Origin of the sequence: Streptomyces sp. Root1310 (assembly GCF_001426425.1) — a bacterium.
Lineage (GTDB): Bacteria > Actinomycetota > Actinomycetes > Streptomycetales > Streptomycetaceae > Streptomyces.
In genome coordinates, this window is the sequence record NZ_LMEQ01000001.1 from 2,169,023 (window position 1) to 2,195,648 (window position 26,626).

The following is a 26,626-nucleotide window of genomic DNA, read 5'->3' on the forward strand; positions in this document are numbered from 1 at the left end:
CTTTACCCCTTACCTCTACGCCAGCGCCCGCCCGAGGACGTAGACCGCGGGCGCGGCGGCGGCCAGCGGCAGGGCCACGCCCGCCGTGAAGTGGACGAAGCGGGAGGGGTAGTCGTAGCTCGCGACCCGGTGGCCGACGAGCGCGCAGACCGCCGCGCCCGCGCCGAGCAGCGCACCCTTGGCGCCCAGGCCGGTCATCCCGCCGACCGCGATGCCCGCGCCCGCGGCGGCGAGCAGGGCCACCACGACGGAGGCCGGGGTGGGCAGCGGCAGCGCCCGGGCCAGGACGGCCACCGCCACCGCGGCCGTGCCGACCGTCACCGCGTCCGGCTCGGCGCCCAGATGCCCGGTGGCCAGGACGGCCAGCGCGGAGGAGGCGACGGTCGCCATCAGTCCGTACATACGTTCGTCGGGGTCGGCGTGCGAGCGCAGCTGGAGCACCAGACAGAGCAGGACCCAGACGCCGAGGGTGCCGAAGATGGCGGCGGGCGCGTTCTCCCGGCCCGCCGCGAGGAGCGCCGCGTCCGACACCAGTGCGCCCAGGAAGGCGAGCGCGATGCCCTGGCGGGCCGGCCACATGCCGTTCAGCCGGAACCAGCCCGCCGCGGTGACGGCCTGGAGCACGACGAGCGGGACGAGGAGGGCGTACGAGCCGATGGCCGCCGCGCCGGAGAGGAGCAGACCGAGGAGCGCGGTGAGCGCGGCGGGCTGCATCCCCGGCTCGATGATCGGCGAACGCCCCTCCAGACGGGCCCGCTGGGCGTCGGTGACACGGGCGTTGCCGGCCAGGGTGGCGGGGCCGTAGGTCATGCCGGTCTCTCCGGTCGCGGGTTCCGGCACAGGGGCGGAAGCAAGGGGGGCGGCGGGCGCCGAGGCCGGACGGGAGGCCTGCTGCGGCGCCGGGGCCTGCCAGTTTCCCGCCTGGGCGTGGTTCTGCGCCTGGGCGTGACTGTGCGGCTGGGCGTGACTGTGCGGCTGGGCGTGACTGTGCGGCTGGGCGTGACTGTGCGGCTGGGCCTGGTCCTGAGTCTGGGCGTGACCGTGCGGCTGGGCCTGGTCCTGCGGTTGTGCGTGGTTCTCCGGTGGCAGGGGTGCGCGCCCCGCGGGGCTGCCGCCGTACGCCGGGCCACCGCCGTACGCGGGGGCGTCTCCGTACCCGGGATCCGCGTGCCCGGGGGCGTTTCCGTAGCCGGAGGACTCGTCGTACGCGGAAGCGTTGCCGTACGCGGGCTGCGGGTTGCCGTAGATCGGCGCCTCGCCGGTCTGCGGGGGCAGATAGGCGGTCGGGGCCGGGTCGGCCGGGGTGACCGGCGCCTGGACGCTCGTCTCCCAGGTCTGGCCCTGCCACTGCTGCGTGTGCTGGAGGTGGGCCTGCGGGTCCTCGTACCCCTGCTGCTGCCCAGGCCAGGCCTGCTGCTGGGCATGCCGGGGCTGCTGGGCATGCCGGGGCTGATGAGCCTGCTGGGACTGATGAGCCTGCTGGGACTGATGAGCCTGCGGGGTTTGGGGCTGCCGGGTGTACGGGTCGTAGCCCTCGTACCCCTCTTGGCCCTGCTGGTCGTACGGCTGGTCGGTCATCTCACCCTCCTGCGAACGGCGGGAGCACCTCGACCGTGCCGCCGTCGGCCAGCCGTACCGTCTCATGTTCGCGGGTGCCCACGGGGTCACCGTCGACGAGGAACGAGCATCGCCGCAGGACACGCACGAGTTCACCGGGGTGTCGCGCACGTGCGGCGTCGAGCGCCTCGGCGAGTGTGGCCGCGTCGTGCGGCTCCTCGGCCACCCCGGCCGCGGCCTTGGCTGCCGCCCAGTAGCGCACCGTGACCTTGGGCATCAGGTTCCTCAATCAATCGGCTGTGTACACGGTCAGGCTAGCCCGCCCGCGCCACCGCCCAGTCCCCGATACGGGCCAGCAGGCCGTCGTCGGCCGCGTGCTCGGCGTGGCCCATGCCGTGCTCCAGCCAGAGTTCGCCGTGCCCGGCGGCCGCCTCGGCCAGCATCCGGGGGTGGTCGAGGGGGAAGTAGCCGTCCCGGTCGCCGTGCACGATCAGCAAGGGGGTCGGCGCGATCTTCGGGACCGCCTCGACCGGCGACAGCGGGACGGGGTCCCACTCCCGGCGGTGGATCCGGGTGCGGAAGCCGTAGCGGCCGACCAGGCGGCCCTCGGGGCGGGTCACCATCCAGTGCAGCCGGCGCATCGGGGCCGTGCCCCGGTAGTACCAGCGGGCGGGGGCGCTCACGGAGACGACGGCGTCCACCGTCCCCGCGTGGAGCGCCGCGTGCCGCAGGACCACCGAGCCGCCCATCGAGAAGCCGACGGTCACGACGCGCGCGTGCCCGAGCGAGCGGGCCCACTCCACGACGGCGGCCAGGTCGAGGACCTCGCGGTCGCCGACGGTCGAGTGCCCGCCGGAGCGGCCGTGGCCCCGGAAGGAGAAGGTGACGACGGCGCCGTACCCGGCGAGGGCGGACGCCACGCGCCGCACGTGCGGGCGGTCCACGTCGCCGGTGAACCCGTGGGCGACGACGAACACCGGATGACGGCTGGACGGCGCGGAGGCGTCGTATACGGCCGCACCCGGTTCGTATACGGAATCGACGGAAATCCCGTCGGCGGTGGGCAGAAACGTCCGCAATGGTGCGCGCGTGCCCGTCTCGGAATACGGACGAACGGTGGAACGTGCCACATGACCTGCCGGACCGCTGCTCATGTGGGCTATTCTGCTGGACAGAGGACTCGGGCAGCGTAGCCCCCGGGTCCTTTTGTGCTTTCGGAAGCGTTGTATACGAAATGGGAACCGGGCGGGAAACGCCAGGTGACCGCAGGTGTACGGCCCCCCGGGATCGCAGAGCAGTGCCGCAAAAGCCGCAGTGCCGCAATGTCCTCGCAGGGACCGAGGAGGAACCAGACGTATGAGTTCTCTGCTGCTCCTGACCAACGCTCTCCAGCCGTCGACGGAGGTGCTTCCGGCCCTCGGACTGCTGCTGCACAACGTGCGGGTGGCCCCGGCCGAAGGCCCGGCTCTCGTCGACACCCCCGGTGCCGACGTCATCCTGATCGACGGCCGCCGCGATCTGCCCCAGGTCCGCAGCCTCTGCCAGCTGCTGCGCTCCACCGGACCCGGCTGTCCGCTCATCCTGGTCGTGACCGAGGGCGGTCTCGCCGCCGTCACCGCCGACTGGGGCATCGACGACGTACTGCTGGACACCGCCGGACCGGCCGAGGTCGAGGCCCGGCTGCGACTGGCCATGGGCCGCCAGCAGATCGTCAACGACGACTCCCCGATGGAGATCCGCAACGGCGACCTGTCGGTCGACGAGGCGACCTACAGCGCGAAGCTGAAGGGACGGGTCCTGGACCTCACCTTCAAGGAGTTCGAGCTCCTGAAGTACCTGGCCCAGCATCCGGGCCGGGTGTTCACCCGCGCACAGCTGCTCCAGGAGGTCTGGGGCTACGACTACTTCGGCGGCACCCGTACCGTCGACGTCCACGTACGACGCCTGCGCGCCAAGCTCGGCCCCGAGCACGAGTCGCTGATCGGAACCGTCCGGAACGTCGGTTATCGATTCGTTACCCCTGAGAAGGGGGAGCGCGCGAGTGACGACGCCAAGGCCAAGACGGACCGGTCGGAGCAGGCAAACGCGGACGATACGGACAACGTGACGGCCCTGGACGCCGCAGAGGTCACAGCGGAGGCGTAGTACCCGCCGGTAAGCCCGGCACCCGCTCGGGAAGGGCGTTGCCCGCGCACAGGGAAGCTCCTGTACGCCCTGCCCAGAGCGGGTCCATCCGCGTAGACTCCGCGGGTGGCCAAGGTGACTCGGGATGATGTGGCGCGACTGGCGGGTACTTCGACCGCTGTCGTCAGCTATGTCATCAACAACGGACCCCGGCCGGTCGCCCCGGCCACGCGCGAGCGTGTCCTCGCCGCCATCAAGGAGCTGGGGTACCGGCCCGACCGGGTCGCCCAGGCGATGGCGTCGCGGCGCACCGACCTCATAGGCCTGATCATCCCGGACGCCCGTCAGCCCTTCTTCGGCGAGATGGCGCACGCGGTCGAGCAGGCCGCCTCCGAGCGCGGAAAGATGGTGCTGGTCGGCAACACCGACTATGTCGCCGAGCGCGAGGTCCACTATCTGCGGGCGTTCCTCGGGATGCGCGTCTCGGGCCTCATCCTCGTCAGCCACGCGCTGAACGACCTGGCGGCCGCGGAGATCGACGCCTGGGACGCCCGGGTGGTGCTGCTGCACGAACGCCCCGAGGCCATCGACGACGTCGCCGTCGTCACCGACGACCTGGGCGGCGCCCAGCTCGCCGTACGCCACCTCCTGGAGCACGGCCACGAGTACGTGGCCTGTGTCGGTGGCACCGCGGAGACCCCCTCCGTCGGCGACCCGGTCTCCGACCACGTCGAGGGCTGGCGGCGCGCGATGGACGAGGCCGGCGTCAGCACCGAGGGCCGGCTCTTCGAGGCGCCGTACAACCGCTACGACGCCTACCGCGTCTCCCTGGAACTGCTGGCGGGCCCGGACCGGCCGCCGGCCGTGTTCTGCTCGACCGACGACCAGGCGATCGGTCTGCTGCGCGCGGCGCGCGAGCTGCGCATCGACGTGCCGGGCGAGCTGGCGGTCATCGGCTTCGACGACATCAAGGAAGCGGCCCTTGTCGACCCGCCCATGACAACGATCGCATCGGACCGCTCAGCGATGGCCCGGGCCGCCGTCGACCTAGTCCTGGACGACGGTCTGCGGGTCGCGGGGTCGCGGCGCGAGCGGCTGAAGGTGTTCCCGTCACAGCTGGTGGTACGGCAGTCCTGCGGCTGCGAGTAGCGGTGCACGGGCCTGAACGAGGCGTTCACCGGCCCGTATGAGCCGTGCACCGGCCCTTATGAGCCGTGCACGGGCCTGTACGAGCCGTGCATGAGACGCGTCTGAGAGGGTCCGCCCGACTTCGGGATGGCTCTTTATATCGGGCATACGAGGTTCTGGCGGGCTTCTCAGGGAGCACTCAGGGAGCTCTCATGGTCGGGCGAGAAGCTTCGTTCCATGACCGAGAGCATCCGCCGCAGCGGCGAGTACGAGAACTTCGAGAACCCGTACCAGGCCCCGTACGAGGGCGCCCAGCAGCACGCCTCCGCCCCAGTGGGCTCCTCCCCGGTGAACCCGGAGTGGCCGCCCCCGCCGGCCTACGAGCCGGTCGCGCAGCCCGTGCAGCAGCAGTCGGTGCAGCAGCAGCCCGTGCAGCAGCCGTCGGCGCACCAGCAGCAGCCGGCCGTCGAGCCCACCGCGGTGTGGCAGACCCAGGCAGCGGCAGGCGGCGCCGGCTATGGCGGCTACGACGGCCAGGGCGGCAACGGCGGCGGAACCGCTCTCCTCACCCCCGTGGCCTCCGAGCCCGCGCCCGACCGGAAGAAGCGCGCCCGCGGCCCGTTCGCGCTGCTCGCCGCCGTGGCGATCGTCGCGGCGGCCATAGGCGGCGGCACGGCCTACGGCATCCAGGAGCTGACCGGCAAGGACGAGGTGGTCTCCTCGTCCACCACCACCAGCGTGGTGCCCTCCAGCAAGACGGGTGACGTGGCCACCATCGCGGCGGCCGTCAGCCCGAGCGTCGTCGAGGTCAGCGCCACACTCAGCAACGGGACGTCCACCGGCTCCGGTGTGATCATCACCAGCGGCGGCGAGATCATCACCAACAACCACGTCATCTCCGGCGCCACCTCGATCAAGGTGTCGACGAGCGACGGGAAGTCGTACACCGCCAAGGTCGTCGGAACGGACAGCAAGAAGGACCTCGCGCTCATCAAGCTGGAGAACGCGTCCGGCCTGAAGGCGGCGACCCTCGGCAACTCCGACGGCGTCAAGGTCGGCGACACGGTCGTGGCGATCGGCTCCCCCGAGGGCCTGACCGGCACCGTCACCAGCGGCATCGTCTCCGCGCTGAGCCGGGACGTGACCGTCTCGACCGACGAGAGCCAGGGTCAGGGCCAGGGGCAGGGCCAGGGCGGCGACGGCAACTGGCCGTTCCAGTTCGGCGGCCAGCAGTTCAACGGCGACACGGGCACGTCCACGACGACGTACAAGGCGCTCCAGACGGACGCCTCCCTGAACCCCGGCAACTCCGGAGGCGCGCTCATCGACGCCAGCGGCAACATCATCGGCATCAACTCCGCGATGTACTCCGCCGCGACGGACTCGTCCTCCTCCGCCGACGCCGGCAGCGTCGGCCTCGGCTTCGCCATCCCGATCAACACCGTCAAGGCCGACCTCGCCACGCTGCGGGCCGGCGGCTCCGACAGCTGACAACCCACCACCGAGTCAGGGAGTACGTCATGATCAAGCAGGTTTCGCACACGGTGACCGGTTTCGGTGCGGCCGACCTCGGCCTGGCCCTCGACGTGGCGTACGAGCTGCACCCGCCGGTCGCGCCCACCCGCGCGCCTGAGGTGGCGGCCCCGCAGCTGATGGGTCTGCGCACCACCGCCGCCCGCCCGCATCAGCGCAAGGTGCCGCTGAACCGGCTCGCGACGATGCGCGGCTGATCTCACCACAACCCGCTCTTCACGCGCACACCGGGAACCGTGCGAGGCTGAGGACACTCAGCACGTTCAGCAGGTCCGGCCTCCCGTCGTCCCACCGCACCCGAGGAAACCACGCCCATGAGCCCCGCCGAAGGCGACCGTGACACCCAGCGCATCCTGATCGTCGACGACGAGCCGGCGGTGCGTGAAGCACTCCAGCGCAGCCTCGCCTTCGAGGGCTACGACACGCAGGTCGCCGTGGACGGCGCGGACGCGCTGGAGAAGGCGACGGCCTACCGGCCCGACCTGGTGGTGCTGGACATCCAGATGCCGCGCATGGACGGCCTCACCGCCGCGCGCCGCATCCGCGGGGCCGGCGACACCACGCCCATCCTGATGCTGACGGCCCGCGACACGGTCGGTGACCGGGTCACGGGCCTGGACGCGGGAGCTGACGACTACCTGGTCAAGCCCTTCGAACTGGACGAACTGTTCGCCCGCGTACGGGCCCTGCTGCGGCGCAGCTCCTACGCGGCGGCGGCCGGAGCGGGCACCGTGGAGGAGGACGAGGCCCTCACCTTCGCCGACCTGCGCATGGACCTCGCGACCCGCGAGGTCACCCGCGGCGGACGTCCCGTGGAACTGACCCGCACGGAGTTCACCCTCCTGGAGATGTTCATGGCACACCCGCGTCAGGTCCTCACCCGTGAGCAGATCCTGAAGGCGGTCTGGGGCTTCGACTTCGAACCGTCGTCCAACTCGCTGGACGTGTACGTGATGTACCTGCGCCGCAAGACGGAAGCGGGTGGCGAGCCGCGTCTGGTGCACACCGTGCGGGGCGTCGGGTACGTGCTGCGACAGGGCGGGGCGGAGTGAAAAAGCTCGTACGGCGGTTCCGGACCCTGCCCATCCGGGCCCGGCTGTCGATGCTCGTCGCTGCCGCCGTGGCCTTCGCGGTGGCGGCGGTCTCGGTGACCTGCTGGTTCATCGTGCAGGGGAAGTTGTACGACCAGGTCGACAACGACCTCAGGAAGATGTCACAGCCGCAGCGGTACAACCAGGTCGAGGACCTCCTCGCCAGCTGTCCCCAGGCCGCTCAGTCCGCCCAGACCGACGGGCCCGACATCAGCGACCTCCGGGCCCGGAACACCTACATCCAGCTGGTCAAGGCGGACGGGACGGCCTGTGTCTCCGCGACCTCGGCGGGCACCGTCAAGGTCACCGACGCCGACAAGAAGGTGATCAAGGACGCGAGCAGCAGCGGTGAAGGGATCATCCGCAATGGCACCGACTCGGACGGCAACGCCGTACGCGTACTCACCGCACCGCTGATCGTCACTCAGGGCATGGGCAGTCCGCCCCAGCTCTACCCGGACACGGCGCTCCTCATCGCCGCGCCCCTCAAGAGCACCGAATCCACCCTCAACGACCTCGCCCTGGTCCTGCTCCTCGTCTCCGGTATCGGAGTCGTCGGGGCCGGCGCCGCCGGGCTGGCGGTCGCGCGGGCCGGACTGCGCCCCGTGGACAAGCTGACCGAGGCCGTCGAACACGTCGCCCGGACGGAGGACCTGAGCATCCGCATCCCCGTCGAGGACGACACCGACGACGAGATCGCCCGCCTCTCCCGTTCCTTCAACTCGATGACCGCCTCCCTCGCCAACTCCCGTGAGCTCCAGCAGCAGCTGATCGCGGACGCCGGGCACGAGCTGCGCACCCCCCTCACCTCCCTGCGCACCAACATCGAGCTCCTCACCCGCAGCGAGGAGACGGGCCGGCCGATCCCCCCGGCGGACCGCAAGGCGCTTCTCGCCTCGGTGAAGGCGCAGATGACCGAGCTGGCGTCGCTCATCGGCGACCTCCAGGAACTGTCCCGTTCCGAGGGTCAGCGCGGCGAACGCGTCCAGGTGGTCTCACTGGAGGACGCGGTGGAGTCTGCGCTGCGCCGGGCCCGGCTGCGCGGCCCGGAGCTGACCATCACGGCCTCGCTGGAGCCCTGGTACACCCGGGCGGAGCCGGCCGCGCTGGAGCGGGCGGTGGTCAACATCCTGGACAACGCGGTGAAGTTCAGCCCCGAGGGCGGCACGATCGACGTCCGGCTGAGCCACGGGACGCTGACGGTCCGCGACCACGGCCCCGGCATCCCGGCCGAGGAACTCCCGCACGTCTTCGACCGTTTCTGGCGCTCCCCCAGCGCGCGGGCCCTCCCGGGCTCGGGCCTCGGTCTCTCGATCGTCGCCCGTACCGTGGAACAGGCCGGCGGCCAGGTCGGTCTGGCCCGCGCGGACGGCGGCGGCACGGTGGCGACGGTCCGGCTGCCGGGGGCACCGACCCCGCCGCCGGAGGATCCCGCCGTCGCCCCGTAGCGGGCGGACGGCACTCTCCTCACGAACCTCCGTGAGGTCGGCAACCTTTCCGATCCGGGCGGCGACCCAGCAGCGCATCAACTCCCCCCGCCCGCACGGAACGGATGGTCGTATGAGCGCGCACCGAAACAGAGGCACCAGCAGGCCCCGGCATCGCAGGCGCGGCACCGCGGTCGCGATCGGCGTACCCCTCGCCCTCACCGCCGCCGGCACCCTCGCCTACGGCGCGGACCTCGGGCTCTTCGGCACGGACGCGCAGGCGAGGGCCTCGGCAGCGACCGCGGCCACGCCCGCCTGGGCGACCGCCACCGCCGACGGCTTCGCCTCCGTCGACGCCCTGGGCCAGAACGGTACGTACGGCGGGCGGGACGGCAGGACCGTCACCGTGAAGACGCTCGCCGACCTGGAGAAGTACGCGACGGCCGCCGAGCCGTACGTCATCGTCGTCGCCGCGACGATCACCATGGACCCGGTCGGGAAAGAGATCAAGGTCCAGTCGGACAAGACGATCGTGGGGTCCGGGACCGCCGGGCACATCGTCGGCGGCGGCTTCTTCCTCGGCCAGGGCGTCCACAACGTCATCATCCGGAACCTGACGATCCGGGACGCCTACCAGGGCGTCTGGAACGACAAGGAGCACGACTACGACGGCATCCAGATGGACGGCGCGCACCACGTCTGGATCGACCACAACGACATCCGACACATGGCCGACGGGCTCATCGACAGCCGCAAGGACACGACCTATCTGACGGTCTCCTGGAACAGGCTGAGCCAGGAGAACAAGGCGTTCGGCATCGGCTGGACCGACAACGTCACCGCCGACATCACGATCCACCACAACTGGATCCGCGAGACCGAGCAGCGCAACCCGTCCACGGACAACGTCGCCCACGCGCACCTGTACAACAACTTCCTGGAGGACGTGGCGGGGACGGACATCAAGTCCTCGTACGGCAACTACTCGCGCGGCGCGACGAACATGGTCCTGGAGAACTCCTACTTCCAGGGCCTGACGAACCCCGTCGTCCGCGACGCCGGCGCCACCCTCGTCCAGCGCGGCAACGTCTTCTCGGGCACGACCGGCAAGAACGAGAGCGGCGGCACGGGCGCGGCCTGGGACCCGAAGACGTACTACCCGTACACCCTCGATCAGGCGGCCGACGTGCCGGCGCTGCTCAAGTCGGGCGCGGGACCGCGCGGTTCCATCGGCACCTCGACGAGTACGACGACGGCCGGCACGAAGGCGGCGGCCGGCACGAAGGCGGCGGCCGGCACGAAGGCGGCGGCCGCCACCACGCTCACCGTCGCCAAGGACGGCAGCGGGCAGTACACGACCGTGCAGGCCGCCGTGAACGCCGTGCCGACGAACAATCCCGCGCGCGTCGTGATCGCCGTCAAGCCGGGCACGTACCGCGAGCTGGTCAAGGTCCCGTCCAACAAGCCGCACGTCACCATCCAGGGCACCGGCGGCAGCCGCAAGGACACCACGATCGTCTACGACAACGCGTCCGGTACGCCGAAGCCCGACGGTTCCGGCACGTACGGCACCGGCGGCAGCGCGACCGTCGCCGTCGACGGCGACGACTTCCAGGCCCGTAACCTGACCATCTCCAACGACTTCGACGAGGCCGCCCACCAGGACATCGCCAACCAGGCGGTCGCCCTGCGCACCTCCGCCGACAAGGTGTTCCTCGACAGCGTCATCGTCAGCGGCGACCAGGACACCCTGCTGGTGGACACCGCGGCCAAGGAGAAGCTGGGCCGCGTCTACCTCACCAACTCCTACGTCATCGGCAACACCGACTTCATCTTCGGCCGGGCCACCGCGGTGATCGACAAGTCCGTCATCACCCTGAAGAAGCGCTGGAACGGCACCTCGGCCGGCTATGTCACGGCCCCCAGCACCGCCGCCGACCGCAAGGGCATCCTGATCGCCAACTCCACGGTCAACGGTGACGTCGCCGACCGCAGTTTCTACCTCGGCCGCCCCTGGCACGCGGGCGGGGACGCGACCCTGGACCCGCAGACCACCGTCCGCAACACCGCCCTGAGCGCCGCCATCAGGACCACACCGTGGACCGACATGAGCGGCTTCTCCTGGAAGGACGACCGGTTCGCGGAGTACAGGAACACCGGCGCGGGCTCGGGTGCCGCGAGCGCCGACCGCCCGCTGCTGACCGACGCCCAGGCCGCCGCCCAGGAGGTCGCGGACTGGCTGGGCGACTGGACCCCCACGGCCTCCTGACATCCCTCTGCCAGCTCCACCACAGCCCCTCGCCCCACCGTGAGGGAATGGTGATACGAACGGTGAAGGGGACGGCGGGGACGGCGGGGACGGCGGCGGGCGGGGGAACGGCGGGGCGAGCGGGGAGGGCGGGGCGAATACTGCTGGCCGACGACGACGCGGACATCCGCGAGGGACTCGGCCGGCTGCTCCGCTTCGAGGGCTACGAGACCGTCCTCGTCGGAGACGGACGGCTCGCCCTCGACCTCGCGCTCGATCCGGTCGGAGCCCCCGGCAACGCCCCCGACCTGGTCCTGATGGACGTCACCATGCCCGGCCTGGACGGTCTGGCCGCGACCCGGCGGATCCGGGCCTCCGGCTCCACCGTCCCGATCCTGATGATCACCGGCCGGGACGCGGTCGGCGACCGCATCGTCGCCCTCGACAACGGCGCGGACGACTATCTGATGAAGCCGTTCGCCGCGGAGGAACTGTTGGCGCGGGTGCGGGCCCTGCTGCGCCGGGGCACCAGCCGGGCGGCCCCGCCCGCCGACGCCGCCCCCGCCCGGCTGACGTTCCACGACATCGTCATGGACCTGTCCTCCCACACGGCCATGCGCGCCGCCCGTCCGCTCGACCTCACCCCCACCGAGTACTCCCTCCTGGAGTACTTCCTCCGCCATCCGACGAAGGTCCTCAGCCGTGCCCGGATCCACAAGGACGTCTGGGGCTTCGACTTCGAACCGACGTCCAACACGCTCGACGTCTACGTCATGTACCTGCGGCGCAAGCTGGAGCAGTACGGCGAACCCCGGCTGATCCAGACGGCGCGGGGGCTGGGGTACATGCTGCGGGTGGGATGAGCGCTGACCGGTCCGGCGGTACTGACGCGGCCGCATTCCTGCGCGGACGGCCGTGCTGACGTGGCGGTACTGGCCGTGCCGACGCGGACGGCCGTGCCGGCGCGGCGGTACCGGCGGCGCCGACGGGGCTGTCTCACAGCCGCAGTGCCAGCGTGTCGTCGGTGGGCCGCTTCTCCCCCGTGTGCGCCGCCGTGGTCCGCCGGGCCGGCTCCGACCACGGCTCGACCAGCCTGGTGTAGACCGCGCAGCGGGTCATGAGCTCGTCGTGCGTTCCCGCGTCCAGCAGCCGCCCCTCGTCCACGACCAGGATGCGGTCGGCGTCGCGGGCAAGGCTCAGATCGTGAGTGATCATGATCGTGGTGCGGCCCGACATCAGGCGGCGCAGGGGCTGGACGATCTGCCGGGCGGCCACCGAGTCCAGGCCGGCGGTGGGTTCGTCGAGGACGAGGACCGGGGCCGCGCGGAGCATCGCACGGGCGATGGCGACGCGCTGGAGCTGGCCGCCGGAGAGGGCCGCGGTGCCGGGGGCGATGTGGGTGTCGTAGCCGTCGGGGAGGGCGGCGACGAACTCGTGGGCGGCGGCCGACCTGGCCGCGCGCTCGATCTCCAGGTCCGTGGCGCCCGGGCGGCCGCACGCGATGTTCTCCCGGATCGTGCCGTTGAGGACGAGGGTCTGCTGGGGGAGCAGCGCCGTGTTCTCGCGGACGAACTCCAGCGGGACGTCCGTGAGCGGGACCCCGTCCAGGCAGACGACGCCCGCGTCGGGGTCGTAGAAGCGGGTGAGGAGTTTGGAGAGGGTGGACTTGCCGGCCCCGCTCGCGCCCGTGACGAGGACCAGTTCGCCGGGGCCCGCGGTGAAGGTCACGTCCCGCAGCGACTCGCGGGCCGCGTCGGGGTAGCGGAACGAGACGCCGTGCAGGCTGACCCGGCCCCGGACCGGCCAGGCGGGGACGGGGACGTCCGGGTCCCGCACCGACGGCTGTGCGTCCAGGAGTTCCGCGATGCGTTCCGCGCCCGCCGTGGCCGCGGTGACCGTCAGGCCGAGTTGGCCGAGGTTGCGCACCGGCGGGTAGAGGTAGCCGATGAACGCGGCGAAGGCGAGCAGGGCGCCGAGGGTCATCCGGCCGGCCGAGATCTCCCAGACGCCGAGGCCGATCACCGACAGCACGCAGAGGGTCTCGACGACCTCGACGAACTGCTCGTACATCTCGCTCAGCCGCGCACCGCGCACACTGGCCCGCATCCACGCGCGGGCTTCCTTGTCGAGGCGCCGCTCCTCGTCGCGGCGGCGGTTGTACGCCTGGGTCAGCACGACGTTGCCCAGCGACTCCTCCACCACCGAGGTGATCGCGCCGTCGGCGACGCGTTCGTCCTGGGAGGCCTGCTTGATCCGGCCGGAGAAGCGGCGGGCGGCGAGCAGGAAGAGCGGGGCGAGGACGAAGGTGGCGAGGGCCAGGTCCCAGCGGAGCCACAGGGCCGCCGCCGCGTAGAAGACGGCCGAGAAGGCCGCTGAGATGGTGCCGACCACGCCCGACACGACCAGTTGTTCGATGGCCTCCACGTCTCCCGTGAGGCGTTCCACCAGGTCGCCGCGGCGGTGCCGCTGGAAGAAGTGGGGCGGGAGGTCCTGGACGTGCCCGAAGACGTTCGCGCGCAGCCGGAGGACGAATCGTTCCGCCGTCCAGGTCGCGAGCGAGTTGCCCAGGTAGCCGACGAGTGCGCCGACCGCGGCGACACCCAGCCAGGCGCCGGCCGGACCCCAGAAGGCGCTGAGCGAGCCGGCCGCCAGGGCGTTGTCGGTGAGTTCGGCGAACAGCAGGATGGATGCCGTCTCGGCGAGCGCGGACACCACCACGCACCCCACGATCACCAGCATCCATCCGCGGTCACCGCGGGTCAGCGGCCAGAAGCGGCGGAAGGCCTCACGGGCTTCCCTCATGTCAGCAACTCCCTCGACTCCCTGCGTGTACGAACGGCACGGCCGAGGCGGGGTCACCGGCTCGCACCGGTGACCCCGCCTCGTGGCGTGCCGTCAGCCCTTGTGCGCGACCGGGCGGCGCTTCGGGGCGGCCTTCTTCGCGGCCTTCTTCTTGGCGACGGGCTTCGGGGCCGCGACGGCAGCCGTCTTGCGGGCCTTCTTGACGGGGGTGATCTTGTGGAAGCTCATGGGAATTACCTCTCCATTTATCAGGCGCTGAATATGTTGCTTTTACGAGCGGCTTATTTGTCGCGGATTTGCAACAGTGTCGACCGAGGCGGCTGCGGCATCAGCCCTTGTGGGAGATCGGGCGACGCTTCGGGGCGACCTTCTTCGCGGCCTTCTTCTTGGCGACGGGCTTCGGGGCCGCGACGGCAGCGGCCTTGCGGGCCTTCTTGACGGGGGTGATCTTGTGGAAGCTCATGGTGTTTCTCCGTTCACGCTGTTCGCTTACTTCGCTCACTTCGCTTTCGCGTCGTTCGCTTTCGACATGGAAAACACTACGGGACGACCGGAGAGGAGAAAGCCAATTCCGCTTAGACCTCGATGAATTGCGGCTGAGACGAGTTTTCAGGCAGCAGTGGGAACCAACCAGGAACTCACACAGGTCTTAATACGAAGAGGCGGCCGCGTCGGTGACGCGGCCGCCTCTTGACTGTCCTGCAGAAAGGGTTACTGCACGATCGCGATCCGGTTCGCCGTCGGCGGGGCGATCGGGCCCGTGGCCGAGGAGTTGGCGAGCAGGTACTGCTCCAGCGCGGTCAGGTCGTCGGCGCCGACGAGGTCGTTCGTGCCCTGGCCCAGCGTGGTGAAACCGTCGCCGCCGCCCGCGAGGAAGCTGTTCGTGGCGACGCGGTAGGTGGCGGCCGGGTCGATCGCCGCGCCGTTCAGCTTGATGGAGTCGGTGACGACACGGTCGGCGCCGCTCTTCGTCAGGTCCAGCGTGTACGCCAGGTTGGCGGACGGCTGAAGGATCTTCGGCGCGCTCGCGTTCGTCCCGCTCACCTGCTCCTTGAGGACCTGGATCAGCTGGGCGCCGGTGAAGTCCTGGAGGTTGACGGTGTTGGAGAACGGCTGGACGGTGAAGCCCTCGGCGTAGGTCACCACGCCGTCGCCCTCACTGCCCTTGGCCGCGTAGGTGAGGCCCGCCCGGACGCCGCCCGGGTTCATCAGCGCGAGGTCCGTCTCCGGGTCCAGCCCCTTGCCGTACCAGAGCTGGGCGTCCGCGATCAGGTCGCCCATCGGCGACTCGGTGCCGGTGCTGGGCACGTCCGCGGAGATGTAGCCGATCGCCCGGTTGCCGACGGGGGCCGCCAGGGTGTTCCACTTGCTGATCAGCTCGGTCATGTCGGGCGCCTTGGCGACGGTCCGGGTGACCACGTGGTTCGCCGACTTGACCGCCGTCCGCGCGATGTCGCCGGTGAAGCGGTCGTACGTCAGCGTGGTGTCCGTGTACAGCCGGCCGAAGGACGCGGCCGAGGTGACCGTGCGCGGCTTGCCCGACGGGTCCGGGATCGTGCACGCGTACGCGGCGTGGGTGTGACCCGTCACCAGCGCGTCCACCGACGGCGTGATGTTCTTCGCGATGTCGACGATCGGGCCGGAGATACCGGCGCCCGCGCCCGGCGAGTCACAGTTGTAGTTGTAGGAGCCCGAGGCCGGCAGACCGCCCTCGTGGATCAGCGCCACGATCGACTTCACGCCCTGCTTCTGCAGCACCTTGGCGTACTTGTTGATCGTCTCGACCTCGTCCTTGAACTTCAGGCCCTTGACGCCCTCGGCGGACACCACACCGGGGGTGTCCTCCAGCGTCACGCCGATGAAGCCGATCTTGACGTCCTTCTTCTTCCAGACGAAGTACGGCTTGAGGATCGGCTTCCCGGTCTTCTCGGACAGGACGTTGGCCGCCAGGTACGGGAAGTCGGCGCCCTGGAAACTCTGGTCCGTGTAGCAGCCGGCCGTCGGGTGGCAGCCGCCGTTCTGGAGCCGGGCCAGTTCCTTGGCGCCCTCGTCGAACTCGTGGTTGCCGACCGACGTGACGTCCAGGTCGAGCTTGTTCAGCGCCTCGATGGTGGGCTCGTCGTGGAAGAGGCCCGAGATCAGCGGGGAGGCGCCGACCATGTCGCCGCCGGCCGCGGTGACCGAGTACGTGTTGCCCTTGCGGGCCTCACGCAGGTGCGTGGCGAGGTACTCCACACCGCCCGCGTCGATCGTCTTCGTCGTGCCGTCCGCCTGGAGTTCCGTGACCCGGCCGGAGGAGCCGGACGGCGGCTCGAGGTTGCCGTGCAGGTCGTTGAAGGACAGCAGCTGCACGTCCTGGTAGCGGCTCGGCAGCGGCTTGGAGTGCTTGGTGTCGTGGGCGTCCGCCGGGAGCGCGGCGGCCATGGCACCGGCGGTGGCGAGACCCGCGGCGGCCGCGAGAAGACGGTACGTACGACGTCTGCCGTTCGGATGCGGCTGGGAAGTGGCTGGCATGCGCCCCCCTGAGGTGTCTGCCTGTGGTGTCTGCGTCCCCCGGGCCCGACCGGCCCTGGGGGACGTATGAGGAAGTGGCCCCGTCCGGCGCAGCCTAGGGTCAACGCGCGTAGCGCGACAGGGGGTTCTTGGTTACATCCTGGTTTCCCTTTGTCCTGCGCTTACCCTCTGCTTTGCCTTTCCGGACCGCAGCCTTCCGCCTCTCCCCTTGCCGCCACTTTGTGCGTCCCGCCCCTTACCCTCGTACGCATGACCAGCGACGACATCGCACGGATCCCCGGCTCCCGATCCATCGAGACCCACTCCGAGCTCTCCCCCGAACAGACCGAGGCCGTCCTCGAACTGCTCGCGGAGGCCGCCCGGACGGACGGCCAGCAGGCGGTGTCCGAACAGGGCCGCCTCCAGCTGCGCGGAGGCGCCCGCGAAGGTGTCTCCCACCTGGTCCTCACCCTCGGCGGCGAACTCGTGGGCTACGCCCAGCTGGAGGACACCGATCCGGTCGAGGCACCCGCCGCCGAACTGGTCGTCCACCCCTCGCACCGCGGCCACGGACACGGCCGCGCGCTCGGCTCCGCCCTGCTCGCCGCCTCCGGCAAGCGGCTTCGCGTGTGGGCCCACGGCGGTCACTCCGCGGCCCGGCACCTCGCCCAGGTCCTGGGGCTCTCCCTGTTCCGCGAACTGCGCCAGATGCGGCGGCCGTTGACCGACCTCGACCTGCCCGATCCGGTGCTGCCCGAGGGCGTGACCGTCCGTGCCTTCGTCCCCGGGAAGGACGACTCCGCCTGGCTCGCCGTCAACGCCGCCGCGTTCGCCCACCATCCCGAGCAGGGCTCCCTCACCCAGCGCGACCTCGACGCCCGCAGGGCCGAGCCATGGTTCGACCCCGCCGGCTTCTTCCTCGCCTTCCGCGGCGAGCTGCTGGTCGGCTTCCACTGGACGAAGGTGCACGCCGAGGAGCAGCTCGGTGAGGTGTACGTCCTCGGGGTCGCCCCCGGCGAGCAGGGGGGCGGCCTCGGCAAGTCCCTCACCACGATCGGTCTGCGGCACCTCGCGGCGCAGGGCCTGCCGACGGCGATGCTGTACGTCGACGCCGACAACAAGGCCGCGGTGTCGGTGTACGAACGGCTGGGGTTCATCACCCATGAGACGGACCTGATGTACCGGACGGAGACCTGAGCCGGCCGCGGAGAGCCTGAGTCACTCCCCGGGAGCCCGAACCTCAACCGAGGGCCGGGGCCTCAGCCGAGGGCCTGAATCTCACCCCGAGAGCCGGGCCTCACCCGAGAGCCGGGGCCTCACCCCGACAGCCGGGCCTCAGCCGACAGCCGTGGCCATAGCCGAGGGCCGGAGCCTCACCCCCGGGAGCCGGGGCCTCAGCCGACGGCCTAGATCTCACCCCGAGAGCCGAGCCTCAGCCGAGAGCCGGGCCTCACCCGGGAGCAGGGGCCTCAGCCGACAGCCGGGACCTCGCCCCGACAGCCGGGCCTCAGCCGAGAGCCGGGGCCATAGCCGAGGGCCGGGGTCTCGCCCCGAGGTCCGGGGCCTCAGCCGGAGAGGCGGCCGCAGGACGGGTCGGGCCGGGCCGGGCCGGGTCTACGGGGTCGTCCCCGCAGCGGCTCCGGTGTCCACAGCACGCTCAGCGTGACCGCCACCCCCAGCACCACCGCCCATCTCACCTGTGTCGCCGCCCAGTAGGGGTCCTGGGGCGTGCCCAGCAGGCCCCACCGGTTCGGGACCAGGACCGCCACCGCGGCCGCCGCCCCCAGCCGGACCGCCGTACTCCTGCCCACTTCCGCCGTCTGTGTGAAACGGACGGCGATCGTCGCGAGGACGAGGGCGGCGCAGGCCGTCCCCGCGGCCTCGAGCGTGGCCGGGCCGAGCGCGGGGCGGGTCGGGGCAGGGGTCAGGAGCAGAACCGCCGCCCACCACAGGGCCGCCAGGGGGGCGACGACGGCCAGCCGCAGCACGGTTCGCCGCGGGCGGCCCACCGGTGTCGTCGCCGTGGTGTTGCGGGCCGGGTCGTCCAGCACGAAGGCCAGGCCCACTGCGCCGGCGAGGGCGGTGAGGCGCAGGACCAGCCGCCCCAGTTCGGCGTCCGGAGCGTGGTCCGGCAGCCGGGTGGCGCCCGCGAGCAGCAGGCCCAGCCCGCCGGCCGTGGTCAGCGCCCGCCGGGGGAGGCCGCGCCACACCGGCCGCACCAGGGACCGCACCAGTTCCGCCGGGAGCCCCCACCTCGTCGTCGCCGCTTGCGCTATTCCTCGCACTCGTCCGCCTCCTTCGGCACCTCGACGCCCAGCAGCTTCGCGGCCTGGGCGGTCGTCGTCCTCGCGGACGTCAGTTCCGTCCAGTGGGCCTTGACCCGGGCCGTCGTCTCGGCACGCGGCCGGTCCAGCAGTTCCCGGATCACCGTCGTCTGCGGGGCCGACAGGCTCAGTCCGTTCGTCGGAGCCAGGACCACGCCCGAGCCGGTGGTGCTGTCGTCCAGCCGGACGTTCCGGAAGGTGGCCGTCGGGTCGGGGTCCTGGCCCAGGACCAGCCACATGATGGTCACCGCGCGGGCGTCGCACATCGGCTCGGTCGTGACGTCCTCCGAGCCCCCCACCAGGACCGTGGCGACACCGACCGCGAACTCGGGGACGCGGTTGCCGCCCCAGCGCGTACCGACGGTCACCTCGCCGGGAGTGGCCGAGGGGTCCAGGGCGCCGTCCGTCTCCACTCCGCCGTCCGTGTAGATGCGCTGGCGGACCGTCAGCGGGGCCTCCGCCGCGCCGCCGGCCCCGGACCTGACGCGGTCGACGACCTCGGCCCAGTCGTCCCGCACACCGCTCCACTCGGGGAACGAGCAGTACGTCGAGCCGTCGTGCGTCACGCACGACTGGACCTTCTCCGGGGACTCGGACGCCGTCCTGCGTGCCGCGTCCAGAGCCGCCGTGTCACCCGGGAGCTGGCCGACCACACCGGCCGCGGTGGCCGCGAGGGCGAGCGCGGTCACCGCCTTGACGGCCCGGGTGCGACCGCCCGCGACCAGCAGCGCCGCACAGCTCAGCACGGCGCACAGACCCGTCACGTACAGCGCGTGCCAGCCGGCCGGACGGCCCAGCAGGTCGGAGGGGACCGGGTCGCCGCCGCTGGACGAGAAGAACTGGACCGGGTCGAGCCACGCCACCCACTCCTGGCGGACGTCGACGAGCCCGGAGACCAGGACGCCGAGCACGTACACGGCGATGACGAACAGTATGGGCACGAAAGGGGAGGGCAGCAGTCGGGCCAGCAGCACGCCCGTGACGCCGGCCAGCAGGACGCTCAGGGGGCCGACTGCCAGCTCACCGAAGGAGCCGTGGCCGATCGCGCCGGGCCTCAGCGCCTCCCGGGTGTACTCGGCCGCGACGACGAGCGCGGTGAGCCCCGCGTAGGGGATCACGGAGAGGACATGGGCGAGGGTGCGCCGCCAGGGCTCCATGGCCAGAACCCCGAACTGCTGCACCGTGCCGTGCTTGCGCGAACGCAGCGCGGCCGCGTTGGCGCAGATGAACACGGCGAGGGCGAACAGCAGCGGCATCGCCTGGGTACGGCGGTCGACCGTGTTGAGGACGGGGAAGTCGTCCATGCCGTCCCTGCTCATCAGCCGCAGGGCGGTGAGGACGACGTACAGGGCGAAGAAGAACAGCACCGGGATCTGCTGCAGCAGTTCACGGGTCTCGAAGCGGGCGAGGGCGAGGACGGCCCTGGCGCGGTGGCCCTCGCGCGGCGGCTCGGTGAGCGTGGCGGCGGGTTCCGTGATCGTCGGGTTCGTGGTGCTCACGCCGCCACCTCCGCGCTCTCGCCGTCGAGGGCGAGCAGGTAGCCGTCCTCCAGGGTGGGTTCGAGGAGTTCGGCGCCGGCAGGCGGATCGCCGATGTTGCGGAAGCTTCCGGTGCCGGTGCGCCAGCCCGCCAGGGCGTTCGGGTCGCGTTCCGTGCTGCTCCAGACCCGGCCGGCCGCGCGGGCGGTCAGGTCGGCGGGGGTGCCCTCGAAGTGGACGCGGCCCTGGGCCAGCACCACGACCCGGTGGCAGAGCATCGCCACGTCCTCCGTCTGGTGGGTGGACAGCAGTACCGTGCGTCCCTCGCCTGCCTGGGCGATCAACTCACGGAAGCGCATGCGCTGTTCGGGGTCGAGGCCGACCGTCGGCTCGTCCAGCACCAGGAAGCCGGGCTCGCCGACGAGCGCGGCGGCCAGGGCGACGCGCTGCCGCATACCACCGGACAGCCGCTTGATGCGCGTGCCGCGCACCTCCGAGAGGTCGACGGCCTCCAGCACGCGTCGTACCTCGCGCAGCCGGGCACCACGGTCGGTCAGCTCCTTCAGGATGGCCACGTAGTCGACGAACTCGAAAGCCGTGAAATCCGGGTGGAAGCCGGGGGTCTGGGGCAGATAGCCGAGCGTGCGGCGCAGGGCGAGGCGGCCGGCCGCGGTGCCGGGGTCGTGCCCGAGGGCCGTGAACGCGCCCCCGTCGGGCGGCACGGCCGTGGCCAGCACCCGCAACAGGGTGGTCTTCCCGGCGCCGTTGGGGCCGAGCAGCCCGGTGACACCGCGCGTCAGCCGCAGCGAGACCCCGTCGAGGGCGCGGGTACCGCCGAAGCGCAGGGAGAGGTCTGTGGCCGTCAGGGTGGCGGGGCCGGTGGAAGCGGTGGTCATGTGAAGCTCCTGGAAGTCCGGTGGGCGGGCGGGGCGGGGGCCGTGCGGGCGGGCCGCGTCACCCGGCGCCGCCGTCCGGGAAGCCGCCCAGGGGGCGGGCGTCGAAGCGGTCGCGGGCCTGGTAGAGCAGGAGAGCGGCGAGGGCCGCCACGGCCGCCGCGGCCGACTGGCCGGCCACCGTGAACGGGGCGAGCACGTCGTGGGCGTGCACCTGGCTCTTCGCCACCACCAGCAGCGCCACCCACGCGCCGCCGACCAGGCCGGGCGCGACGACCGGACCGAGCCGGGCGGTCAGCGCGAGTCCCGTCGCGGTGAGGGCGAGCGCGGGCAGCAGCCAGGCCAGGGCCAGCAGCCCGTACCCCGGCAGCGCCAGCGTCGCCAGGCCGTTGAACGCCAGGCCCGCGGTGAGCACCGCGACCGTGCGGATCATCAGCAGCCGGAAGCCGTGCAGCGGGGCGACGACGGCCATCTCGTACGTCGGGTCCAGGGACGGGCCGTACGACAGGGCGACCCCGGCGAGCGGGAGCAGGGGGGCGAGTGCCAGGAACAGCGCCGGCTGGTCCGCCATGCGTACCGCCAGCACCGTCATGACCAGCAGCAACAGCACCGACAGGAGCCAGGAGCGGCGCAGCACCGGCGTGGCCGTCAGCAGCCGCGCGGTGTGGTCGGCCACGCCGAGCCGCACCAGCAGCCGCTCGAGCAGGCCCTGCCGCGGTGCGTCCAGCTCGGCGTCCAGCCGCTCCCAGCCGGCGTCCAGCGCGACCGGGTCGGTGGTCCCCGCGAGCTGGGCCCGGCACTGCGCGCACGCGGCGAGGTGGGTGTCGGCGGACCACAGCAGCGGCGGCGCCAACTCGCCGTGCGCGTACGCCCGCAGGTCTTCTTCAGCCACATGCCACGTCATGCCACGACCTCCCTCGACTGTCCGTCGCCCACGCGTCCGCGCAGGTCCGTTCCGCACACGTGCCGCCTCATGCCAGCGCCTCCCGCAGTTGCTTGCGGGCACGCAGGGCCCGCGTCTTGACGGTGCCGGGCGGGATGCCGAGCAGAACGGCCGCCTCCCGGGTGGTGAGGCCGTCGATGACGGTCGCCTGGAGGACGGCCCGCAGCTCCGGCGAGAGGCGGGTGAGGGCCCCGGCGAGGTCCCCGTGCTCCACCCCCGCGAGCACGCGTTCCTCCGCCGAGGCCTCGTCGCGGTGGCGCAGCCGGTAGAGCGCCTGGCGCAGCCGGCCGCGCGCCCCGTCCCCGCGCACGGCGTCGACGAGCCGCCGCGAGCCGATGCGCCACAGCCAGCCGGCGGCGTCGTCGGAGAAGCCGTCCTGGCGGTGGCGGGCGGTGCCGCGCCACACCGCGAGGAAGGTCTCCTGCACGACGTCGTCGACCGTCCCGGCGTCCGCGCAGCGGCCGCGCAGGCGGGCGGTCAGCCAGGGTGCGTACCGCCGGTACAGCTCCTCGAAGGCGTGACGGTCCCGGTCTGCCGCGATGGCCCGCAGCAGCTCCCCGTCGCTTCTCGTTTCGCTCACATCCCCTCATCGGACGGGCCCCGCCGATCGGTTCACGGTTCGCCGCACGATTTTTTCTTGACTTCGGGCACCACCTTCCACCACCCTTTCACTACTCAATTAGTGAAAGGGTGGTTGTCCAGTGGTCGAATACCGCATCGACCGGCACAGCGGCGTGGCCACCTACGTCCAGATCGTCCAGCAGACGAAGCAGGCCCTGCGCCTGGGCGTACTGCAGGCCGGCGACAAGCTGCCCACGGCCCGCGAGGTCGTCGAGGCGACGGCCATCAACCCGAACACCGTGCTGAAGGCCTACCGCGAGCTGGAGCGCGACGGGCTGGTGGAGGCCCGGCGCGGTGTCGGCACCTTCGTGCGGCGCGGGCTGAACACCACCCCGGCCGACTCGCCCCTGCGCGCGGAACTGGACGCCTGGGCCGTCCGGGCCCGGGAGGCCGCACTGGACCGCGACGACGTGGCCGCGCTCTTCACCGCCGTACTCGACGAGCACTTCGCCGTGCCGGACCCCAACGGCCGAACCGACCGGCACAGCCGAACCGACATGCACGACCGGCCCGACCTGAATTCTGGAGACCCTTCATGACCGACACCGCCATGGCGGCAACCGCGCTCGGCAAGCGCTTCGGCCGGCGCGGGGGCTGGGCGCTGCGCGACTGCACGTTCCGCCTCCCCTCCGGGCGCGTCTGTGCCGTCGTCGGCCCCAACGGCGCGGGCAAGTCCACGCTCCTCGCCCTCGCCGCGGGTCTGTTGGCCCCCACCGAGGGTGGGGTCACCGTCCTCGGCACGGATCCTGCGTCCGCCCGCGCGCGTGTCGGCTACGTCGCCCAGGACAAGCCGCTGTACCCCCAGCTCTCCGTCGCCGAGACCCTGCGCGTGGGCGCCGATCTCAACCCGGGGCGCTGGGACGCCGAGACCGCCGAGCGGATCGTCTCCGCGGGCGATCTCGACCCCAGGAAGAAGATCCGTTCCCTCTCCGGCGGCCAGCGCACCCGGGTCGCGCTCGCCCTGGCCCTCGGCAAGCGGCCCGAGCTGCTCCTCCTCGACGAACCGATGGCCGACCTCGACCCGCTGGCCCGGCACGAACTGATGGGCACCCTGATGGCGCGGGCGGCGCAGCACGGCACGACGATCGTGATGTCGTCGCACGTCGTCGCCGAGCTGGAGGACTCCTGCGACCACCTGCTGCTGGTCGGGGGCGGCCGGGTACGCCTCGCCGGTGAGATCGACGACCTGCTCGCCGCCCACACGCGCGTGAGCACCACCACGGGCGCCACCGGGCCCGCCCCCGCGGGCGTCTCCCCGGACAGCGCCCCGGGCGGCCTGCCGGAACTGGCCCCGCACACCGTCGTCGAGTCCCGCGTCACCGGCCGCCAGCTCACCGCCCTGGTGCGCCCCGCGGGCCCGCTCGCCGCCGACTGGCGCACCTCGACGCCCTCCCTGGAGGAGCTCGTGCTCGCCTATCTGCGCAACCCGCAGGCCGCCCCGCTCACCCCGGCCGAGCCCGAGGAGGCCGCCGTATGACCGCACTCGCCCTGTCGCCCGACGCCTCGGCCACCACCGGCCGCGCCCCCGGAGCGGGCTGGCTGCTCCGCCTGCACCGGCCCGCCCTGTACGTCTGGATCGGCGTCGTCGCCGTCCTCGCCGCCGCCCTGGTGTGGCTGTGGGGTCCGCTGACCGACTCGTCGGTCGCGGCCTGGCGGCAGTACCGGGAGGCCTGCAACGACTACCGCGACTGCCACTACGACCAGGACTCGATCGTCCGCTACAAGAGCGTGTACATGTACACGACCGGCGCGCTGACCGCGCTCCCCTTCGTCGTCGCGGCCTGGGCGGGCGCCGCCCTGTTCGGCCGCGAGCTGGAGCACGGCACCGCCCAGCTCGCCTGGACCCAGGGCCTGTCCCCGGCCCGCTGGCTGGCCACCAAGCTGATCGTGCCGACGGTCCTGGTCGCCGCGGGCACCGGACTGCTGGTCACGCTGCACCGCCTGATGTGGTCGGCGGGCGACGGCCGTATCGACACCGCCAAGACCTGGTACGACAACCTCACCCTGCACACCAACGGGCCCACCACCGTCGCCTTCGCCCTGACCGGCCTGGCCGCCGGCGCCCTCGGGGGCGTGCTGCTGCGCCGTACGCTGCCCGCGCTGACGTTCGCCCTCACCTGCGTCGCCGCCGTGCGGTTCCTCGCCGACCAGCTCATGCCGCACCTGTGGCCGGCCGTCACCCGCGTCACCAGCCTCGCCGACGGCTACCGGGGCTCGGGCCTCGGCGTCGACTCGGGCCTGGTCACCGCCACCGGCGCGCACATGGCCGATCCAGGCTGCGGGCCGACCTCCGTCTCCTCCACCTGCCAGGCGGTCTACGCCGAGCTCGACGCCACCGGCTTCTACACGACCTACCACCCCGAGTCCCACTACTGGCCGCTCCAGCTGACCACGACCGCCGTCGTGGCGGCCGTGGCCGCCGCTCTCGCCGTGGCGGCGTTCGTCCTGCTCAAGCGCACCACCGCCTCCACCGCGCGCGTCGGCACGGGGGCCTCCGTATGACCGCCGTCGCCGCCGAGGAGGCGCCGCACAGACCGGCTCGCGGCAGCGGCGGGGGCGGCCGCACCGCCTGGGGCACCGTCCGCACCGTGCTGCGCCTGCACCGCACCGGCCTCCTCGGCTGGGCAGCCGTCGTACTGGCCCTGAGCGGCTGGCTGGTGTGGCTCACCGAGATCGCCGTCGAGGAGGAACGCGCGGCCTGGGAGGCCTGTGAGCGTGCGGGCCAGGACCTGTGCGACATGACCATCGGCTGGGTCGGTTACAGCGAGTCCCTCGGCTGGGTCGGCCTGCTGATCTCCTACTGCTTCCTCGCCGTGGCCGCCTTCGCGGGCGGCGCGCTGATCGGCCGCGAGCTGGAGAACGGCACCGCCCGCCTCGCCTGGGCCCAGGGCATCACCCCCGCCCGCTGGCTCACCGCCAAGCTCGCCGTCCCCGCGCTCGCCCTGTCGGCCGGCGTCACCGTGCTGACCCTGGTGTACCGCTGGGCCTGGGGCGCCCACCGGGCCCTGACGGACAACGGGTGGATGGGCGACGACGCGTACCTCTCACGCGGTCCGGCCGGCCTCGCGTACGTCCTGTGCGCACTCGCCCTCGGCGTGCTCACCGCGCTCGTGCTGCGCCGCGCGCTGCCCGCACTGGCCGTCTCCGTCGCCGCGAGCGGGCTGTTCTCCTTCGTCGTGGCGCGGTACCGCGGGTCCTTCTGGCCCGCCGTCACCCGCACCTCCGCGGCGGACGCCGTCGACTATCCGGACAACGCCTGGGAGCTGGAGAACGGTGTGCTGGTCCGCGGACGGCGCACCCCGGACGTCGACTACTGGAACTGCGACGGCACGGTCGCCGAAGCCCGGCGCTGCCTCGACGACCTGGGCGTCACCGGCTACTACACGACCTACCACCCCGAGTCCCACTACTGGCCGATCCAGCTCGTGGAGACCGGCGTCGTCCTGTCCGTGGCCGCCCTCGCCACCGCCGCCGCGTTCCTCCTCCTGCGCCGCCGCACGGCCACCGCCTCCGCGGCCTGATCCGGCCCCCCTGCCTCCATACCCGCACCCCGGGCCCCGGGGTGCGGGTATGGAGGTCCCTCCACGGGGGGAGGGACCCCACCCGACACGGCACACACCACGCCCCGCCGCACGACTCACCCCACGGGCACCCGGCAGCACACCCCGCCGCCAGGACCGCCCGCACACGGCGACCAGCCCGCGCCGCCGCAGCCCGCCGCCCGGCCGCCTCCGACAGGTCCTCCGCCGCCCGGCCGCCGCCGACACGTCCTCCCCGGCAGTCCGTCCGCCCGCCGCCCGGCGCCCCACGGCATCGACCCCCGCGAGCCGCTCCCCGATATCCCGCACGCCATGTCACCGTAACCATCGGTTCAGACGACCTTGCGACGCTCGGCGAATGAAGCCCGCCGTGCCCGAGCCTTCGCCGCCTCCCGGGGGAAATCAGCCCCACGGAAGTCCCCACG

25 protein-coding genes are annotated in these 26,626 nt (G+C 72.1%); 13 read left to right on the forward strand and 12 right to left on the reverse strand.

From position 1 onward, the window contains the following. Nucleotides 1-15 precede the first annotated feature (15 nt). The 3 genes from ASD48_RS09425 to ASD48_RS09435 are packed head-to-tail and all read right to left on the reverse strand — an operon-like array spanning nucleotide 16 to nucleotide 2,711. A complete protein-coding gene (locus ASD48_RS09425; protein WP_057600878.1) occupies nucleotides 16-1,578 on the reverse strand; it encodes a hypothetical protein in 1,563 nt (520 codons plus the stop codon). A gap of 1 nt (nucleotide 1,579) precedes the next feature. Further along, nucleotides 1,580-1,834 (reverse strand): MoaD/ThiS family protein, encoded by a 255-nt coding sequence (locus ASD48_RS09430; RefSeq protein ID WP_057600879.1) that lies wholly within the window; start codon nucleotides 1,832-1,834, stop codon nucleotides 1,580-1,582. A gap of 37 nt (nucleotides 1,835-1,871) precedes the next feature. Continuing rightward, complete coding sequence (locus ASD48_RS09435) at nucleotides 1,872-2,711, reverse strand: alpha/beta fold hydrolase (RefSeq protein ID WP_079073671.1); 840 nt, start codon at nucleotides 2,709-2,711, stop codon at nucleotides 1,872-1,874. Nucleotides 2,712-2,913: 202 nt separating this feature from the next. Between ASD48_RS09435 and ASD48_RS09440 the strand changes: the two genes are divergently transcribed. From ASD48_RS09440 to ASD48_RS09475, 8 genes are all read left to right on the forward strand, one after another. Next, nucleotides 2,914-3,702, forward strand: coding sequence for a response regulator transcription factor (locus tag ASD48_RS09440; protein ID WP_057600881.1), 789 nt, complete (start codon nucleotides 2,914-2,916; stop codon nucleotides 3,700-3,702). A gap of 105 nt (nucleotides 3,703-3,807) precedes the next feature. Further along, entirely contained in the window at nucleotides 3,808-4,830 is a 1,023-nt protein-coding gene (locus tag ASD48_RS09445) for a LacI family DNA-binding transcriptional regulator (protein ID WP_079073672.1), read from the forward strand. 216 nt (nucleotides 4,831-5,046) lie between these two features. After that, nucleotides 5,047-6,300, forward strand: a complete 1,254-nt coding sequence (locus tag ASD48_RS09450; RefSeq protein WP_057600883.1) for a trypsin-like peptidase domain-containing protein — start codon at nucleotides 5,047-5,049, stop codon at nucleotides 6,298-6,300. A 29-nt stretch (nucleotides 6,301-6,329) separates the two neighbouring features. Further along, nucleotides 6,330-6,539, forward strand: a complete 210-nt coding sequence (locus ASD48_RS09455; protein ID WP_057600884.1) for a hypothetical protein — start codon at nucleotides 6,330-6,332, stop codon at nucleotides 6,537-6,539. 117 nt (nucleotides 6,540-6,656) lie between these two features. Then, nucleotides 6,657-7,394 (forward strand): response regulator transcription factor, encoded by a 738-nt coding sequence (locus tag ASD48_RS09460; RefSeq protein WP_057600885.1) that lies wholly within the window; start codon nucleotides 6,657-6,659, stop codon nucleotides 7,392-7,394. Further along, the gene (locus ASD48_RS09465; protein ID WP_057600886.1) at nucleotides 7,391-8,881 is read left to right on the forward strand and encodes a HAMP domain-containing sensor histidine kinase; all 1,491 of its coding nucleotides are present in this window, start codon (nucleotides 7,391-7,393) and stop codon (nucleotides 8,879-8,881) included. The genes ASD48_RS09460 and ASD48_RS09465 overlap by 4 nt, the downstream gene beginning before the upstream one ends. A gap of 112 nt (nucleotides 8,882-8,993) precedes the next feature. Then, nucleotides 8,994-11,129, forward strand: coding sequence for a pectinesterase family protein (locus ASD48_RS09470; RefSeq protein WP_057600887.1), 2,136 nt, complete (start codon nucleotides 8,994-8,996; stop codon nucleotides 11,127-11,129). Between the two features lie 47 nt (nucleotides 11,130-11,176). After that, nucleotides 11,177-11,971, forward strand: coding sequence for a response regulator transcription factor (locus ASD48_RS09475; protein WP_107104252.1), 795 nt, complete (start codon nucleotides 11,177-11,179; stop codon nucleotides 11,969-11,971). A 133-nt stretch (nucleotides 11,972-12,104) separates the two neighbouring features. On the opposite strand, the gene ASD48_RS09480 is transcribed toward ASD48_RS09475, so the two are convergent. The 4 genes from ASD48_RS09480 to ASD48_RS09485 form a co-directional block, all read right to left on the reverse strand. Further along, nucleotides 12,105-13,910 (reverse strand): ABC transporter ATP-binding protein, encoded by a 1,806-nt coding sequence (locus ASD48_RS09480; protein WP_057600888.1) that lies wholly within the window; start codon nucleotides 13,908-13,910, stop codon nucleotides 12,105-12,107. A 93-nt stretch (nucleotides 13,911-14,003) separates the two neighbouring features. Further along, nucleotides 14,004-14,138: a hypothetical protein gene (locus ASD48_RS45925; protein ID WP_282438178.1), complete on the reverse strand. Its 135-nt coding sequence runs from the start codon at nucleotides 14,136-14,138 to the stop codon at nucleotides 14,004-14,006. A 100-nt stretch (nucleotides 14,139-14,238) separates the two neighbouring features. Next, nucleotides 14,239-14,373: a hypothetical protein gene (locus ASD48_RS45930; RefSeq protein WP_282438179.1), complete on the reverse strand. Its 135-nt coding sequence runs from the start codon at nucleotides 14,371-14,373 to the stop codon at nucleotides 14,239-14,241. Between the two features lie 248 nt (nucleotides 14,374-14,621). Then, nucleotides 14,622-16,424 (reverse strand): bifunctional metallophosphatase/5'-nucleotidase, encoded by a 1,803-nt coding sequence (locus ASD48_RS09485; RefSeq protein WP_057600889.1) that lies wholly within the window; start codon nucleotides 16,422-16,424, stop codon nucleotides 14,622-14,624. Between the two features lie 249 nt (nucleotides 16,425-16,673). On the opposite strand from ASD48_RS09485, the gene mshD reads away from it, so the two are divergent. After that, entirely contained in the window at nucleotides 16,674-17,600 is a 927-nt protein-coding gene (mshD, locus tag ASD48_RS09490; protein ID WP_057600890.1) for a mycothiol synthase, read from the forward strand. A 368-nt stretch (nucleotides 17,601-17,968) separates the two neighbouring features. Here the strand turns inward: mshD and ASD48_RS09495 are convergent, their stop codons facing one another. The 5 genes from ASD48_RS09495 to ASD48_RS09515 all read right to left on the reverse strand — a co-directional run bounded on the left by ASD48_RS09495 (nucleotide 17,969) and on the right by ASD48_RS09515 (nucleotide 22,621). Further along, the gene (locus ASD48_RS09495) at nucleotides 17,969-18,688 is read right to left on the reverse strand and encodes an ABC transporter (protein ID WP_242432536.1); all 720 of its coding nucleotides are present in this window, start codon (nucleotides 18,686-18,688) and stop codon (nucleotides 17,969-17,971) included. Continuing rightward, entirely contained in the window at nucleotides 18,676-20,226 is a 1,551-nt protein-coding gene (locus tag ASD48_RS09500) for an ABC transporter permease (RefSeq protein WP_079073673.1), read from the reverse strand. Before ASD48_RS09500 ends, ASD48_RS09495 begins: the two co-directional genes overlap by 13 nt. Next, entirely contained in the window at nucleotides 20,223-21,101 is an 879-nt protein-coding gene (locus ASD48_RS09505) for an ABC transporter ATP-binding protein (protein ID WP_057600891.1), read from the reverse strand. The genes ASD48_RS09500 and ASD48_RS09505 overlap by 4 nt, the downstream gene beginning before the upstream one ends. A gap of 58 nt (nucleotides 21,102-21,159) precedes the next feature. Next, entirely contained in the window at nucleotides 21,160-22,002 is an 843-nt protein-coding gene (locus tag ASD48_RS09510; protein WP_057600892.1) for a hypothetical protein, read from the reverse strand. A gap of 67 nt (nucleotides 22,003-22,069) precedes the next feature. Next, nucleotides 22,070-22,621: an RNA polymerase sigma factor gene (locus ASD48_RS09515; protein ID WP_057600893.1), complete on the reverse strand. Its 552-nt coding sequence runs from the start codon at nucleotides 22,619-22,621 to the stop codon at nucleotides 22,070-22,072. A 121-nt stretch (nucleotides 22,622-22,742) separates the two neighbouring features. Between ASD48_RS09515 and ASD48_RS09520 the strand changes: the two genes are divergently transcribed. The 4 genes from ASD48_RS09520 to ASD48_RS09535 are packed head-to-tail and all read left to right on the forward strand — an operon-like array spanning nucleotide 22,743 to nucleotide 26,183. Further along, nucleotides 22,743-23,201, forward strand: a complete 459-nt coding sequence (locus ASD48_RS09520; protein WP_057600894.1) for a GntR family transcriptional regulator — start codon at nucleotides 22,743-22,745, stop codon at nucleotides 23,199-23,201. Next, on the forward strand, nucleotides 23,198-24,139 hold the full coding sequence (locus ASD48_RS09525) for an ABC transporter ATP-binding protein (protein WP_057600895.1): 942 nt from the start codon (nucleotides 23,198-23,200) through the stop codon (nucleotides 24,137-24,139). The genes ASD48_RS09520 and ASD48_RS09525 overlap by 4 nt, the downstream gene beginning before the upstream one ends. Next, entirely contained in the window at nucleotides 24,136-25,164 is a 1,029-nt protein-coding gene (locus ASD48_RS09530; RefSeq protein ID WP_057600896.1) for an ABC transporter permease, read from the forward strand. The genes ASD48_RS09525 and ASD48_RS09530 overlap by 4 nt, the downstream gene beginning before the upstream one ends. Further along, complete coding sequence (locus ASD48_RS09535) at nucleotides 25,161-26,183, forward strand: ABC transporter permease (protein WP_057600897.1); 1,023 nt, start codon at nucleotides 25,161-25,163, stop codon at nucleotides 26,181-26,183. Before ASD48_RS09530 ends, ASD48_RS09535 begins: the two co-directional genes overlap by 4 nt. The last annotated feature ends 443 nt before the right edge of the window (nucleotides 26,184-26,626 follow it).